The organism is Paenibacillus sp. FSL H8-0280, assembly GCF_045040665.1.
GTDB lineage: Bacteria > Bacillota > Bacilli > Paenibacillales > Paenibacillaceae > Paenibacillus > Paenibacillus xylanexedens_A.
Genome location: NZ_CP150296.1, coordinates 391,620 through 408,192, shown reverse-complemented (window position 1 = coordinate 408,192; position 16,573 = coordinate 391,620). Strand labels below are relative to the sequence as shown.

General features: G+C 48.3%; 14 protein-coding genes. 6 read left to right on the top strand and 8 right to left on the bottom strand.

Translation table 11 applies throughout. The annotated features are described in order from the left end of the window. Positions 1-11 precede the first annotated feature (11 nt). From MHI12_RS01945 to MHI12_RS01925, 5 genes are all read left to right on the top strand, one after another. Positions 12-662, top strand: coding sequence for a response regulator transcription factor (locus tag MHI12_RS01945; RefSeq protein WP_017691068.1), 651 nt, complete (start codon positions 12-14; stop codon positions 660-662). After that, on the top strand, positions 655-1,770 hold the full coding sequence (locus MHI12_RS01940) for a PAS domain-containing protein (RefSeq protein ID WP_341005853.1): 1,116 nt from the start codon (positions 655-657) through the stop codon (positions 1,768-1,770). The genes MHI12_RS01945 and MHI12_RS01940 overlap by 8 nt, the downstream gene beginning before the upstream one ends. A 270-nt stretch (positions 1,771-2,040) precedes the next feature. After that, complete coding sequence (locus MHI12_RS01935) at positions 2,041-2,535, top strand: Lrp/AsnC family transcriptional regulator (protein ID WP_036616550.1); 495 nt, start codon at positions 2,041-2,043, stop codon at positions 2,533-2,535. A gap of 12 nt (positions 2,536-2,547) precedes the next feature. Beyond that, positions 2,548-3,135 carry a chromate transporter gene (locus tag MHI12_RS01930; RefSeq protein ID WP_017691071.1) on the top strand — a complete coding sequence of 196 codons (588 nt, stop codon included), beginning with the start codon at positions 2,548-2,550 and terminating at the stop codon, positions 3,133-3,135. Positions 3,136-3,137: 2 nt separating this feature from the next. Next, a complete protein-coding gene (locus MHI12_RS01925; protein ID WP_017691072.1) occupies positions 3,138-3,683 on the top strand; it encodes a chromate transporter in 546 nt (181 codons plus the stop codon). Between the two features lie 411 nt (positions 3,684-4,094). On the opposite strand, the gene MHI12_RS01920 is transcribed toward MHI12_RS01925, so the two are convergent. Continuing rightward, complete coding sequence (locus MHI12_RS01920) at positions 4,095-6,470, bottom strand: Ig domain-containing protein (RefSeq protein ID WP_405171352.1); 2,376 nt, start codon at positions 6,468-6,470, stop codon at positions 4,095-4,097. Between the two features lie 208 nt (positions 6,471-6,678). On the opposite strand from MHI12_RS01920, the gene MHI12_RS01915 reads away from it, so the two are divergent. Continuing rightward, positions 6,679-7,284 (top strand): class I SAM-dependent methyltransferase, encoded by a 606-nt coding sequence (locus MHI12_RS01915; protein WP_339196560.1) that lies wholly within the window; start codon positions 6,679-6,681, stop codon positions 7,282-7,284. Positions 7,285-7,668: 384 nt separating this feature from the next. Here the strand turns inward: MHI12_RS01915 and MHI12_RS01910 are convergent, their stop codons facing one another. From MHI12_RS01910 to MHI12_RS01880, 7 genes are all read right to left on the bottom strand, one after another. Next, complete coding sequence (locus tag MHI12_RS01910; RefSeq protein ID WP_405171351.1) at positions 7,669-8,805, bottom strand: glycoside hydrolase family 88 protein; 1,137 nt, start codon at positions 8,803-8,805, stop codon at positions 7,669-7,671. A 180-nt stretch (positions 8,806-8,985) separates the two neighbouring features. Next, positions 8,986-10,950 (bottom strand): glycosyl hydrolase, encoded by a 1,965-nt coding sequence (locus tag MHI12_RS01905; protein ID WP_405171350.1) that lies wholly within the window; start codon positions 10,948-10,950, stop codon positions 8,986-8,988. After that, positions 10,943-12,940, bottom strand: coding sequence for a heparinase II/III family protein (locus tag MHI12_RS01900; RefSeq protein ID WP_405171349.1), 1,998 nt, complete (start codon positions 12,938-12,940; stop codon positions 10,943-10,945). The genes MHI12_RS01905 and MHI12_RS01900 overlap by 8 nt, the downstream gene beginning before the upstream one ends. A 298-nt stretch (positions 12,941-13,238) precedes the next feature. After that, on the bottom strand, positions 13,239-13,895 hold the full coding sequence (locus MHI12_RS01895) for an SGNH/GDSL hydrolase family protein (protein WP_405171348.1): 657 nt from the start codon (positions 13,893-13,895) through the stop codon (positions 13,239-13,241). A 304-nt stretch (positions 13,896-14,199) separates the two neighbouring features. Continuing rightward, entirely contained in the window at positions 14,200-14,997 is a 798-nt protein-coding gene (locus tag MHI12_RS01890; protein ID WP_405172916.1) for an NAD-dependent epimerase/dehydratase family protein, read from the bottom strand. Between the two features lie 110 nt (positions 14,998-15,107). After that, on the bottom strand, positions 15,108-15,437 hold the full coding sequence (locus MHI12_RS01885; protein ID WP_076319591.1) for an AzlD domain-containing protein: 330 nt from the start codon (positions 15,435-15,437) through the stop codon (positions 15,108-15,110). Continuing rightward, positions 15,428-16,132, bottom strand: a complete 705-nt coding sequence (locus MHI12_RS01880) for an AzlC family ABC transporter permease (RefSeq protein ID WP_405172915.1) — start codon at positions 16,130-16,132, stop codon at positions 15,428-15,430. Before MHI12_RS01880 ends, MHI12_RS01885 begins: the two co-directional genes overlap by 10 nt. Positions 16,133-16,573 lie beyond the last annotated feature (441 nt).

Here is a 16,573-nt window from a genome sequence, read left to right as displayed (position 1 = left end):
GGGGAAATCATGTGATTCAACTATTAGTTGTAGACGACCATGTTGTCGTGCGTTCCGGGCTGATCGCCTTACTTGAAGGAAAGAATGATATACATATCGTTGGAGATGCCGCAGATGGCGATGAAGCCATTGCCAAGGCTCAAGAGTTGAAACCAGATGTGGTCTTGATGGATTTTAGCATGCCACCAGGCAAAGACGGTCTGACCGCTACCGCTGAATTGAAGAAATTGATGCCAGATGTCTCCATTTTGATACTAACCATGCATGACGATGAAGAATATCTGTTCCGCGCCATCCACGCGGGAGCATCCGGATATATACTCAAAAGTGCGCCGCATGAAGAATTGCTTGCTGCGATTCGTTCCGTAGCAGAGGGTAGCGCCTATCTGTACCCCAGTGCGACCAAGCGGCTGATGAGTGAATACCTGGACAAAGCCAAACAGGAAAACGCCGGACCGTATGACACGTTATCCGAGCGGGAGAAAGAGATTTTGTCCTGGATTGCCAAGGGTTATGCCAACAAGGAAATCGCCGAACATCTGATCATCAGTGTCAAAACGGTCGAATCCCACAAAAGCAATCTGATGGAGAAACTTGGCCTGCGTACACGACCGGAACTGGTGAAGTTCGCTATGAAAAAGGGGTTGCTGAACTTTGAGTAGTGCACGCAAGAACAGATTAAGTGGTCTCGCAGACCAGCCCGTACGCCTCCTGCTGAACGAAATCGATGATCACATTACGGATAATGAATTTCGCAGCAGGTTGAAGGGTTCCCTGCATCAACTGAGTGATCTGAAATTTGCCTTGGATGAATCCTCCATTGTAGCCCTGACAGACCGCAAGGGGAAAATCCAGTATGTGAATGATAAATTCTGTGAAATCTCGCAGTATGAGCGCGAGGAACTGATCGGTAAGGATCATCGAATCATTAATTCCGGATACCATGGCAAAAGCTTTATGAAAAACCTGTGGGACACGATATCCTCAGGTAAGGTATGGAACGGGGAAATTCTCAATCGTGCCAGAGACGGCAGTCATTATTGGGTCAACACCACCATCGTGCCTTTCCTTGATAACGACGGGGAGCCCTATCAATACCTGGCTGTACGCAGCGAGGTCACCAAGCTGAAATCCGTCGAAGCCGAATTGCAAAAGATGATGTCCCAAGTGATGAACATTCAGGAAGAGGAGCGACGCCGGATCTCGCGTGAACTGCATGACGGGATTGGACAGAGTCTCTTCTCTCTGGTGATTCAGATGGACCGCCTGCTGGCAGACCAGCCTCAACCCGGGGTTGAAGCACTTCGTAAGCAGGTCACGGGTATCATGGAAGATGTACGCGGTATGGCATGGGAGCTGAGACCATCCGTTCTGGATGACCTGGGTGTTGTTCCGGCGATTCGTACGTATATCGAGAATTACACCCGTCACTACGGGATCGAAGTTGATCTGGAATGTAATTTGCGCAAACGACTGGAGATGAACCGGGAGATAGCCATCTACCGAATTATTCAGGAAGCCTTAACCAATGTCGCGAAGTATGCCGATGTTGCCGAGGCACGTGTTACTATAGAAGACGCTGAGAACATGACGATGGTTATTATTGAAGACCAAGGTGCTGGATTCAGCGAAGCAACCGCAGGCAATGGCGTTGGATTGTTCAGCATGGAAGAGCGTGCCCGTGGTGCAGGAGGAACGTTGAGAGTTTCTTCCGAGCCTGGCGAAGGGACTACCGTTACCCTTTTATTGCCCAAGACAGCCCAAGTATAACCGGACATGCTTCGTATCACACTTTGCGCTTCACTCCAGCTTATCTATTATTTAACGGCTGCTCGCTATTGGACTGTGCGAGTGGTCTTTTTATTTCCGATTGGTCGAAATGACAAAATGAAGGCTCAAAATCGGTTAAATTCAATAATCATGATAAATAGATTGACTCCAGTTACGATTCGTCATTAAACTATGAATGCCACATACACATTGTATGATTAGTAAAATTTCATTGTTCATTTCATATAGCGAGAGAAAAGGATGGTCAACATGTCAGAGAAACGCTCCTCCAAGGGTGGGGAAATTCCTCAAATGTACAATCTGGACGAGATGGATCGCAAAATCATCGCCGCGCTTCACCACAACAGCCGGATATCCTATACGGATCTGGGTACACAGATCGGGTTGTCACGTGTGGCTGTTCAGGCACGCATTAATGCGTTATCCGAAAAAGGAATCATCGAACGCTTCACCGTTGTAATCAACCCAGGCAAAGTTGGGCTTCAGGTCTCCGCCTTTTTCAATGTCGATGTTGAACCGCCCTTCCTGGATGAAGTCGCTGAGAAACTGGATGAAGAGCCAGCCGTCACCAGCCTATATCATATGACAGGCCCTAGTACCCTGCACATGCACGGTATTTTTGCGGATATGGAAGAGATGGAGCAGTTTTTGCTGGAGAAGCTCTATAAGATGCCGGGTATCGTCAAAGTGGAATCACAGCTATTGTTGAAACGTTATAAAAGCCGGATGGGCATGAGACTCTAGGAGGAAATCAGCATGGGTTGGAAAGATTACAACGGTCTCGTCATCGGAATGGTACGAACCGGAATTCTCGGATATGGCGGTGGACCTTCGGTTATTCCGTTGATCCGTTACGAAGCCGTTACGCGTTACAAATGGGTCAGTGATGAGGAGTTCGGCGAGATTTTGGCTATCGCCAACGCCTTGCCGGGTCCCATCGCGACCAAGATGGCCGCATATCTCGGTTATAAAACCAAAGGTGTGCTGGGCGCGATCGTGTCCGTACTCGCTCACATTTTACCGACAAGCATTGCCATTATCGCGCTGCTCGGTTCCATGTACGCGCTACGCGAGTCGAAAGTGGTAGCAGGCATGGTAGCCGCCGTGCGGCCGGTCATTTTTGTCATGCTGGGCATGATGGCTTATGAATTTGCCATGAAAGCCTGGAAGGGACTTGGTAAAGTTTTTGCCGCCCTATTCGGCGTAATTGCCTTTGTACTATTGCAGCTGCTGGATATCCATCCGGGGATTGTGATCGCTGTTTTCCTTGGATATGGTGTCTTCCATCTGGATCTGGTTCAGCGCTTCAAGTCCAAAGGCGAGTCTGATAAGGGGGTGTCCTAAGGATGCTCCAGACCTGGTGGGAATTATTTTGGGGATTTTTCGTAGCAAACATCTTGGGATATGGGGGCGGCCCGGCATCCATTCCGCTAATGCAGGAAGAGATTGTGAACCATTACCAATGGATGACCACAGAGCAATTCGGTGATGTACTGGCGATTGGTAACGCCCTTCCCGGGCCGATTGCAACCAAAATTGCTGCATTTGTCGGGTACCACGTAGCAGGCTGGTTTGGGGCATTTATCGCAAGTTTTGCCACAATCGTGCCTTCCGCAACTGCACTAATTATATTACTTCGTCTGTTGAACAAACATCGCACGTCACCGAAAGTCAAAGGCATGACCCTACTCGTGCAGCCTGTTATCGCTGTACTCATGATTCTGCTTACATGGGAATTTGGACAGCTATCCACTGATTCCATCGGCATCTGGCAGACATTGATCATTGCCGGCATCTCGCTCTGGGTTATGACCAAGACCAAGCTGCACCCAGCCATTCTAATCGTGATCGCTTTTGCCTATGGTGCACTGGTACTATCTCACACGATGTAGTAGTAGAACGTACAGGGAACGTCACAGAACCACTTGGTTATACCTCTGTAATAGGGTGGTGTATGCAAGGGTTCTGGACGTTGGCGAATAGCTAGATTATTTTCATTTTCTAAGGAACTCAGGACGTCTTATTTGGTCTTTAGGTCCTCTTTATAAATTGTAAGGAATATCAGACACGTTATTTACCACAATCACCTGACAAAAGTGCTATAAAAGACTGTAATTTCCGATATAACGTGTCTCAGATTCCTTAGATTTCTGTAAACGCTCCAGACCCCTGAATAAGACGTTTCAGATTCGTTAGCGCTTGAAGACACGTTCTAGTTTATAAACAAAAAACGGTGATACCAGCTATTAGCTGGCATCACCGTTTTATTTGCGCGTTTCACACTCACATTTGAAAAATATCGTTTACTTCGCTTCAACCACTACCGTTACTTTGGTTTTCACACCTGCAAATGTCACCGTAATCGTTGCTTTACCTTTGCCGTTCGCCTGAATAATGCCATCTTTCACCGATGCTGTTGCAATACGGGAAGATTTCCAGAGAGCCGGTTTGGATACATTAGCTTCACTGCCATCGGCATACGTTGCAGTTGCCGCCACAGTTACCTTTTCACCAGGTTTCATGGTCAACGTTACTTTATCCGTCTGCAAGTATTTCAGTGTATCCACATCTACAGCAATGGTGACAGACTTGCTACCGTATTTTGCTGTGATTTTGGCTTTACCTGAACCTGTAGCTTTGACTTTACCTTTGGTCACTTGAGCTACTTTGTAGCTGTTCGTTTTCCATTCAGCTTTGTCCGTAACATCACGCTCGCTACCGTCGCTCAAGAAGGCAGTTACCGTCAGATCAGCTGTATCGCTTGATTTCAGGGAAAGAACTGGCTCGGAAGCTTCAATACGTGTGATGACATCCACTTCAACTTGGATCGTCACTTTTTTGGAGCCGTATTCTGCTGTGATGTTGGCTTTACCACTGCTGTTACCTGTGATCACGCCTTTTTTCACATCTGCTACACGTGCATTGCTGGATTTCCAGGTTGCTTCGGATGTAACATCCAACGTGTTGCCGTCCTCATCCGTACCTGTTAGAAGGATCGTCTGAGTTTCTTTGGCAGACAGAACAACGAAGTTCACATCTGCTTCCAGTCCACTAGCCATACCTACTTCAACAGGCAGAGTCAGTGTTTTGCCTTCAATCTTCGCGGTAATGGTTACTTTACCTGTAGCAACACCTGTGATAACCCCTTTGCTATCTACCTCAGCGATTTTGTCGCTGCTGCTGCTCCAAGTTGCATCTTCAGATACATCTTTGGATGTTTCACCATACAACGCCAGTACTTTGGCAGAAGTCGTTCCACCAACGGCTACCGATGCTTTCTTCTTGTCCATCTCATACTTGTCTGCTACGTCTACATTCACTGTGAATTTAACCGTTTTACCGCCATAAGCTACAGTGATCGTAGCCGTACCGGATTTGTATGCAATCAGATCGCCGTTTGATACATATACGACATCTGGATTGCTTGAAGTCCATGTTGCTTTGGAAGTTACATTTTCTGTACTGGCATCAATATATTCGGCATTGGCTACCAATGTCTTAGACTTGTTATCACCGGTAACACTCATGGCGAGCTTGTCATTTACATCTTTGATATCCAGATATCTTGCCGTATCTACATCTACAGCAATTTCTACAGTTTTTCCACTATAGGTTGCTTTGATCGTTGTTGAACCTGCGCTAATGGCTGTGATCTGTCCCTTGAATACCGTTGCAACCTTCTCGTTGCTGGATGTCCAAGTTGCCTGATCCGTTACATTCACATCGCTGCTGTTTGGATAAGAAGCCGTTACAACGACATTAGCCGTTTTGGTTGTCTCACTCAAACGGAAGAAAATACTTTGTTTCTCCACACTCAGTTTGCTGGTCAGATCCACATCCACGTCAACGGATACTGATTTCGTACCGTATTTGGCTGTGATCTTGGCAGAACCTGCCGAGTATCCTGTAATTTCGCCTTTAAGAACGTCCGCGACTTTCTCATTGCTGGATGTCCACTCCGCCAGATCGGTTACATCTTTGGTTGTGCCATCTGGATACGTAGCCGTCACTTTCACACTTTCACTTTTGTTCAACAGCAAGTTAACTTGCTGTTTATCTACATCTACACGTTTAACCACTTCAACGTTAACATCCACCGTCACGCTCTGGCTGCCAACTTTCGCAGTAATAACTGCCGTACCTGCGCTTTGTCCAGTTACTTTACCATTCACAACGGTAGCAACCTTCTCATCACTGGTAGACCATTCTGCGGTACTTGCTGCTGCATTATTTGTTTCATTATCACTATACGTTGCTGTCAAAATAATTTCTTTTGTATCTCCCGTGCGCAAATCCAGACTTTGCACGTTTTTCGAAAGGGCTTTGACTTTCTTCGTCACTTTCACTTGAACGGTCTGACTCTGACCCTGGTAAGCTGCGGTAATCGTCGCTGTACCTTCTTTTTTGGCTGTAATTGCGCCATTATATACAGTTGCTATCGAAGCATCACTGGTACTCCAGGATGAACTGATCGTTACGTTTGCCGACGTATTATCAGAATATACACCCGTCACCGTAACGGAACTGGAATCACCAACTTCGAGCGACATCTCATTCTTGGAAACCACAATTTTGGACAGTTCTTTGTCTGCCGCAGCGGCCAAGCCTACGTTGGAAATACTCAGCATCAACACCAGCATCATCACCATGTACTTGGTCAATCTTGGCTTTAACATCATTTCCCCCCGATTATCATCATTTTTTTCCTTATGTTTTATGTCGGCAAGTCCTTTCCAGATGTTTAGACTTTCAGGAAATTTTCAGGGAATTCTATGGAAATTAATTTATCTTCTATTCCTGTTTCAACAGATCATACCTGCGAATATTGCGCATACCTATGTATATTGACTGTCTTGAACTTCTTTTAACAGGATTGGAGGAAACATAATGGTTCAGCCTTTTGATTACATCGGGTATTGGGAGGAAACATATCGTTCGGGTGAAACTTCCGGGAGGGGGTCATACGGGGTTTTGGCTGAATTCAAGGCCGAGGTTGTGAACGGACTGATTCAACGTGAAGGGATTCATCGTGTCATTGAGTTTGGATGTGGGGACGGCAACCAGTTGCAATACATGAACTATGAGGACTACCTGGGCGTGGATGTAGCGGCTTCTTCAGTAAAGCGTTGTGCTTCCCAATTTGCCAAGGATTCTTCCAAGAGCTTCATGCTGTATACACCAGGCCTATGGATTAACCGAGGTTTCCTGCAAGCCGATCTGACGGTCTGTCTGGATGTGTTATATCACATCACGGATGAAACAGATTTTCGCAATACCCTCTATGATATTCTGCACTCCTCAACAGCATGGGTGGTGCTTTACACCCGTTTGAAAGAAAACGGCAACCCGGGGATTGATACAATCCAGGACCGTAATCTGTTCGAGTATCTCTTCGATTATCCTGATTTCAAAGTTCATGAGATTATTCCGCAGCGCTATCCAGATCAATCTTCTGCCGACTTTGTCATCCTGAGACGCACGCCTTCGAAGTGAAAAGTGATTCTTTCAGTAGAGCATAGCTAATTCTGCACCCCAACTGGACCCGTAAGAATGAGTATTCATAGGCCAGATATTCTTTTGTCTTCCTTCGATTACGTACACCATCCCCCTGTCCGCTCACCTTGATTTGTCTATTCAAAGCTCAAGCTTAGGTATACTCCGTCTCCAGTAGAGGGAATATCGTTCCTAATCCTGGAGACAGCCTTATGCGGACAGGTGATGATGGTTTGCTACTGATGCTACTGACAACTAAATACTGAATATATAACTGCTTAACTAGTTGAATCTAATGAAATAATTCGAAGGCTCACAACACTAATACCTTACTAATCCGTTCTCACCTTCAGTTCTTCCAGCCCGTAGTTCTCAATTCTTCTTTTAAAATAACCCCGCATGTCCACGCAGCTTCGCCAGCGCTTCCATATAGAAATAATCGCCGTATATAATCGGCACATTCAGCCCTCGCCCTTCCGGGTAATGCACCGTTCCCTGCATAATCAGACCTTCTTCCGCTGCCGAATCGCCGGAGCTATAGTGCTCATGCAAGCCGCGGACGATACGTTCTCCAGCGGCAGCATAGGTTTTCCCGCGTGGCGACAGCTTCGCCAGCTCAAGCAACCCGCTCGCGGCAATCGCCGCAGCGGACGAGTCCCACGCCACCTGATGCTCCGCAGGTGCGCGGAAATCCCACACCGGCACGATCTCTTCGCCAAGCATGGCGAGGAAGAAATCGGCCGCACGCTCCGCTGTCTCCAGATATCGGGCTTCGCCCGTATACTTGAAAGACAGCGCAAACCCGTGCAACGCCCAGGCGGTGCCCCGCGCCCAGGCGGAACCTGGAGCATGGCCCTGTCCGCCATGCTCTCGCAGCTTCTGCCCCGTGTGTGGATCAAACTCCACCACGTGGCAGATGGACCCGTCAGCGCGGATGAATTCGCGCGCCACGGTGTCGGCATGTGCTTCCGCCAGCCAGCGGAAGCGAGGGTCGCCGCTCTGCTCAGATGCCCAGTAGAGCAGCGGCAGGTTCATCATGCTGTCAATGATGGCTACGCCGCGCGTATCCATTGCTGACGAGCTGAAGTTCCAGGCGCGGATGAACTCACCGCGCACGTGGAACCGGGCAGCGAGCAGGTTGGCGGCAAGCATGCCACGCCGCCGTCCATCCATGCTGCCCGTCTGGCGGTAGTTGGCTACGCCACTAAGCAGCCAGATGAACCCCAGATCGTGATCCACCGATTCGGGATCACGCAGACAACCTTCCAGTTGCCGCTCACAGCTTTCGGCAATGCGATGTAGCGGAGCCACCGCTTCACTTTCCGGCGCATCCCCATAGACCAGCCATAACAATCCAGGCCAGAAACCTGCTGTCCACCATTCCGGATCATTTCGATCATACGTCCCCTGCGGGGCAGTGTGTGGAAAAGTATCCTTGATCCGCTTTGCATTCCGAATTGTCTTGGCAGCCCCCTGTTGCCACGCTTCCTCGAGCCATTTTACCGACGTTGATGTGTTCATGAACATATCCCTCCTCGATTCAATACCGGACATCTATGCTTGATGCTCCAGCTCATCCTCAACTTATCTATAGCGTCGTATGCCGTAACTGCAATAGCTATCCGATAAATATCACTAATCATCCACGAATAACACTTTTAACTATGCTTCGAGATGTTTCGAAATCTAATGATCCTCGACCTAAACGCCTTCATGTGTAATCTCGCCCAATCGGATCGTAAATGACAGACTTCGTGCTCCGTTCACTTCAATCCGCGCTTCCTTCAGTAACCCATTACGGGAAGCCACAGCCTGTTCCTCCAGATGAATTATGGCTCCCTGATCCAACACTGTAGATTCTACATATGCTCCCCGATACTCCGTTCGTACGCTATGATCCGTATGGGTAATCACCGCCTGTTCGCGACCATCATGGAACATCAATGGAATGAGTGCACCTGCCGTCGCAATCTCACCTTCGAATTCATACGTTATGGTCAGCAAGTCTGCCTGTTGAACATAATGAGTACGCAATGTCTCAATTTCGGGTAATGGACCGACCCATGTCACGGCAAAAACATTCTCCAAGGCATTTATGCCATCTTCTGCTGCTCTTTTCACCAGATGCTGCTCCACTTGGTTCCGCGAATCATAGCCCACATTCTCGTACACAATGGAACCTCCTCCTTGTGCAGGGTCCAATCCAACGTCACGATCATATGCACCACCGGATGGAATCCCCTCTGCAAGACTGTGCCATGCCCCATCTGTTGTCTTCCAGGCAGGACAGTAGCTGAGCGGACGGACCACCCCTTCGGCAAATTCCGTAAATCCAGCCTGAAAATGGCTGGCGGCGGACGGACCAATCAGACCAGGTAACCCCATCTGCTGAATCCGTACCAAACCAGGAATCGTGTACGGATCATTCATCGCCGTGTGTAATACCAGTTGCTGTCCAGGTACGGAAGCAATCACAGTTGCGAACCACCCATCGGTCTGCAACACCCTGCTGCCCAGTTCAGAAGGAAGGTACACTTCGCTCACATCGTCTCCCGGATCACTGAGACAAGCGTGGGCCAATGCTGCTGCCGTCCACAGGTTGTAACAGGTATGGTTGGTATAGATCTCATACCCGTGCCGATCTTCTGGCGCGTATTCATTGCGTACAATTTTCAAGCGTCCATCATCCATCTTCCAGCGCTCAACAGCAGCAAAACACCGATTGGCCGCACGTGCAAAAGCACCCGCCATCACCGGATCTCCCGCCTCCAGAGCCTGCGTTGCATGTGTAGAACATACATAAGCTGCGGCAGCTTCATTCCACTGATGCTGGGAGCTGCGACCACGCGGTGGAATCTCACCTAGCGGCGAGAGCGTTAGTAACGAGCTGAAGGCACCATGGCGCAGCTGCTCACGTAACGTATCGGCAGTGGTTCCCTCGTAACCTGCTTCAAGCATCACCCCAAGGTGATAACGGGTGGCAATATCATAGGAAAATGGACAATTCGGGCGGTCCATCGGTCCATCCTGATACAACCCAAGGGCTGTAAACCGGGGCAGATGATAGGCTTCCAGATATCGATCCATCCACGTTGTATCTTCACTCGCCAGCTGTTCATGCCACCGCAGATATTCGCCAGAGATCATAATGGCGTTCCAGTTAATCATGCGATTGGGATTGTTCATCTTGCTCATCGTAAATACATAATCTTGTTCAGGACTGATCGTCTTGAGTGCCTCGGCCCAGATCTGTGCTTGTTCAGGCAGATGTGACTTCAACAACATATAAGCTCTCATCATGAGCACTGGAAAAAAATCAGGGTGATTATCAGGTGCGCTACCATTGACCACGGCATCAATACTCTGTGACAGGGCTATTGCTGCGGATTGGAGCAAATCTGTACGCCCCGCATCAACCAGAACTGCCGCAGCCATCGCATAGGCCGGTGTAGAATAATATCTCTCCACACCCGAGAACGGGTCGATAATTGCACCCTGGCTGTCCTGATATGGTGTGTAAGCGCGAACAACACTTTCAACAAGTGCCAACTTGCGCTCCCTATTCCAGCCGTCTGCCGGAGGGGGGCCCGCTTGTTCTGCCAATGTACGGTAATGTTCGAGTTCGTCTTTCCATGGATACGTGGACGCAGATGTATATTTACTCATGCATGCTCACCTCGGTTTCTCCCTTTTTCGGTTCAATGATGAAGCGTACCTCACACACTGTTTCAATCAGATCAGAACTTTCTATCCGAACATCCGTCTCATCAATCACACCTGTCCATGATAGTGACGTTCGATAGAATGTGACGGGAACATTGTCATGATCAACTGTGTTCATAACCTCCGTAAAGACCTGCCACTGGTTCGCATCATACGTCATATGGACCGTTCCATGTACGCCTTGCCAGCGAAGATTACCACTCTTCACCACCTCAGGCTGTACTCTACTCATCCATCGTTCCATAACACTTGAACACTCTGCATGTGAATCTGAATCGTCCACCGAAGATGATCGTTCAGCTGAAGACACCACCCTACTCTTCCATTGAAAACGGTCATTGAGATGCAATTCCGCTCCATGCCCTCTACCGTCAGAAGTCATCTTCCAATGAAATTGGCGCGTATAACGAGCCAGAGAAGCAGCCTCAGAGTATGCGGATGTCAGATCCAAAGTAGTATCCAGCTCACAGCCACCCTCTGCCAGCTTTGCCTCTAACACATGGGCTTGCGCTTGCCGACCGGAGCATTGCTCCTGGCCTTCAATGAGCGGAACGTTATGGCCGGATGACGAGATGTGGAACAGCTGCTCTCTGCCTGGTGCAAAATACGCTTGGCTGTACAACCCTGCTCCTGGATCACATAAAATATTCTCACCACCGCAATGGATAATGAACTGCCCCAGATCATTATGGTTGTGAGGTTCATCGTTATGCCCGCCTTTAATGGAAATAGCCACCTGAAGAGGTCCGCCGTACGTACGTTTTGTATCCAGAGAATCGAGCGATCCTTTTGCAATCATCCAGCCCAGATTTTGAAAAATAAATCCTCGTTCAGCCTGTGCAGAGGCACCTTTATCACCGTACACTGCCGGATCGCTCCACATCACGTTCCGCAACAGATGAGCCCAGCGATGACAGGGATCATCGGTAAACAGTGGAATTTGAAGCGGCAGATCCACCTGCAACCCAACCCGGGACGCGAGCAGGGAAAGCAATCCGGAAGGGATCTCTTCCTGCTCGGCACTGTCCGAATAATTCACATATGTGCCACCTGACAGATGAACTCGCAGTGGGAAGGCTGCGATAGCTGTTATTTTGGAACCCGTCAGCAGATCTAGTTCGCCCTCACTGTACTCACGAAGCATCTCGGCATAATAGGTGAAATAACCGAAACCATATACCCAATATCCAATGCCTTCGGCACAGCCGCCATCCTCGCCATATCCGCTCAAGAATGCGTTCATACAGCTGACCGTATGGGAGATCGATTCCTGTAGTGTGGACTCATCTTCGTGCAGCAACAATGCGGCCATGCCACAGCACCCACCACAGACCGCCGACCAGTTGTGATCCGCTGTCTGCCAGTGGAACTTCCGTTGCTCCCGGTAAAGCGGGATGAAGATTCGCCGCTCTGCCTCAGACCTGATTCGCTCTATGACAAGGCGATCCAGCCGCTCGGCGTGAATGGTCACAATCTCGGCCAGCATATGTACTGTCTCTGCGGCGAACAGATCGATGTTCCCTTTCACCTGGTTGACCTCTCCCGTACCCAGATGCGCAGGCAAACACCACGTATACTCACCACACACGTCCCACAACATTTCTTCCAGCGCTTGCAGTGCATCAAGCCTAGCCGTGTCCAAGGCGAGCATCGCCACAGCAGCAAGTCTGCCCCTTCGATCGAAATAAGCCTCTTCATAGGCTTTCCGCTCACCCGTATCGCTGAATTGTCGATATAGACGGAACGACAAGGAAGGCATGGGTTCTTTCAAGGCACGTTCACCGTAAGCCTTCAAGTCTGTGTATAACGTAGCCAATTCAGGCCGGGATAACTTCTCCAAGAGTCTGTCGGCACTTAAGGAACTCAATGCTCTGCTCTCAGTACCACGTTGGTTTATATTTTCATTTTCGACTTCGTGAATGGAATCTTCCACTGGATTCACCACTCTTCGTTAATGGATTGTCATGCCCATATTATAATGTAATCGATTTCATTTTACCGGATATGATAACACTTTTGAAGAATTATCCATTAGAACCCTTTCCACGACGTTACGTCCTTCTCCTTCCCAACACAAAAAAACGAAGAACCTTCGTCAGGTCCTCCGTTACATTCTGCCTGTCACTACAGGCTTTTTATGGCTATCTCATATTCTTAACTATCTTATATCCTCAACTAATCCTGTATACCTATAATGCTGTTGCCCATATTGTAACTGTCCGCTGTTGTTATTACACAATCGCAAGCGAAGAATTCTGTACAACAGACAACCATTGGCGTGCAATCAGCTCATGACCTGCCGCGGTTGGATGTACGCCATCCCATAACCAGTACGCTGCATTCGCCTGTTTCAGAGCGTCATTAAACGTCTGCTGCAATGGCACCCACACAGCTCCAAATTCTTCAGCAAGACCTTGGGCCAGTTTCTGATATTGACCGATATACTCTTCCCAGGCTTCCCATTTCTCCGCGGTCGCTCCGGTTCTCAGAATAAACGGCTCCATCAAAACCAGCCCCGTATCCGGCATCACTTCCCGAGTTTCTTCGAGCAAATGGCGATACGCCCGGCCGAAACGATCCGTTACCCCGCTAGGTTCACCATTCATCGTGCGCCAGGCATCGTTAACCCCAATCAGGATGCTGATCAGGTCCGGTTTTAGACTAATGGTATCCTCATTCCAGCGTGCGTACAGATCCGATGCCCGATCCCCGCTGATGCCTCTGTTATAGAAGGTCTTTTGCTTGCCCGCCAGTTCCATACCCAGTTTGCTGGAGATCAGATACGCATACCCGTGTCCGAGAAAATGATTCGGATCATCATTGCGTGATCTTCCCCCATCTGTAATCGAGTCTCCCTGAAACAATATAACGGATGGACTTGTACTCATGATTGAAATCGTTCCTTCCTCTTGTGCAAAATGGAAACACTGAACACCTCAGTCTCCATTTTATCCCTTTCGGTCACAATAGAAAATAGCGTTTTCATCACTATATAAGTTGAACTACATATATTTACACGGGCACTACGATGACAGAACAACCTTCCAATCGCTGTTATCCCCAGATTTTTTTGATTCCCTTTTATAAAGGTGAAAATCCGAGGATAAAGGCGAACGCTTCGCTTTTTCAGGTTTTTTCTGTCCTCTCCGTTATCGTGTAATTGATTCATTCATCTTATATAGATACCCAATCTTATAAATCTTTTGGTTCTTTCTCCACATGTCCTCCGCCCTGATAGGCTGTCTCGTCCTGTTTATCGGGTATGCCCCTAAGCTTTGCCTCTTCCCACAACTCGGCCGCATCATCCTGTGGGCGGTATCCAATCTTCTGCGCCAGATAGCCAATATCATAGTAATTGTCTGTATTCGCTGAAGTCCCGTACAGATTCAGATACTTTATATCCGGATCCGCTTCAATACAACACTCAGCGAGCTGGACCATATCCCTTGGTGAGATCCAGATATGAGCCGAGCGCTCCGAGTGTGGATATGTATCACCTGAGAAGTTTCCAATCCGAATGTTGAATGAGGACAGGTCATATTTGTCGACGTAATAACGTCCCAGCAGTTCAATATAACATTTACTAAGTCCATAGAAGCTGTCCGGCCGGTACGGGTCATCCACTTCAATATCTTCACCTGTAGGATAGAAGCCTGTCGCATGGTTGGAACTTGCAAAGATCACCCGCTGAACACCGTTCAACCGTGCTGCTTCATACACATGGTAGGCTCCGGTTACGTTGATTGGCAGAACTTTGCCCAGAAAATCTTCCTCATCCTTAGCCCATGCAATGTGCAGAACGGTGTGAACCCCTTTCATCAGTTCTTTCAGGCGTTCCCCATCCGTCACATCCATGGCTAAAATGCCAGCTTCCTTTTCTTCAAGCAGATCCGCTGCAACGATGTCATACGCACCCTTGGCTCTCAGCCCCTCCAGCAGACTGCGACCAATGACTCCGGCAGCTCCCGTTATTAACAGCTTGCGCTTCAGTTCACTCATGAATCCAGCTCCCTTCGCTCAGATAGGCTATCTGTCCTCTATAGAACAGTATTAACCGATCAGGCGAAAGAATTACCGGATATTACAATACAACCTAGCAACTATCCGATCCAATATCGCAGTATCATCATAGCCACAATACCGACCAATACGGTTCCAAGCAGACTGCGTGTCCAGATCGCTACTGCAATCGTAGGCAGGGATGCCCACAGAGCTGCATTTTGCGTAATCGGCACCAACTGGTTGTCCGACATGAACAGTTCCTGACCAATCAGCGCTGCCATGACCGCTACGGGTACATACTCCAGCCAGCGTAATAACCACATTGGAATCTGTATCTTGCTGAACAGCATCAGTGGCAGTACACGCGGGATAAATGTTAACAGCGCCGATCCCATAATAATCCAGAATACATCCCATCTTACTTCCATCGTTCCATGAACACTCCCATCGTTGCCGCAATGACCGCAGCCACAATGACACTCATGCTGCCAAGTGAAGCCATGCTGGCGAAGATTACACAGACAACGGCGATAATAGCCACATTAATGTGTATTTTTTTGTTTTTGCGATGCACCAACTGGAGCACGACCAGTCCAATAAACATCGCTGGCAGAGCATAATCCAGACCCAGTCGTTCCGGATTGGTGATCCAGCGTCCAAAGTATGCTCCCGCCATATTAGCAACGAACCAGTTCAGGTATGCGGTAATATTCAGACCGTGCATCCAGCGTTCACTAAGCCTTTCCCTGCCAATCGCACGTGTCATCGCGACGCCGAAAGATTCATCGGTAAGCAGTGAACCAATCCACATATTTTTAAGCGGGGTCAGATGCCGAAAAAACGGTGATACAGCTGCACTGAGCAGCAAATGGCGAAGATTCACAAAAAATATGGTAAACATGATGGCTACTGCTGACCCATTCGATGCGAGCATGCCTGCTGCAATGAACTGAGCCGATCCTGCATATAAAATCAGGCTGAGCAGTGCCGTTTCCGCCAGACTCAGACCTGCGGTCATTTCAATGACACCCGCCGCAAAGCCAATACTTAAATAACCAAGCAGGGTTGGGATACAATCTTTGACCCCCTGAATGAATGTAGCTTGATCCTGGACCTCTTCCATGTTCTCCTGTCCAGATATCTGTAGTGTACTTTGGTCCAACTGCCGTACAACTCCTCTCCAATTTCAGTCCCCATAAACCGATATATATGGATGTAGATCCATCCAGGTCCACTCTTCATGAAAACAACTTCTTTGTGTATTCAACATTACCAGTTACATGCCCTATGGATTTCACATTTTGCAAAATTCACTTCACATTAATTCAGAAATATACCACAAGATGTGCACTAAGGGAGAGACAGATTCCTTTTTATAGAACAGATGTAATCCTAAATACCTACAAAACCGAAAAATATTTTCGCGAAACTCATAAATTATGTTGAATAAACGCGAAATTTGTCATACGATAGCACCAGAAACTTCTGGAAAGGATGGAATGAAATATCTTTTACCAGATGGGCTTGTCCACTTGACATGGGGATGGGTTACACAGAGGGGGAA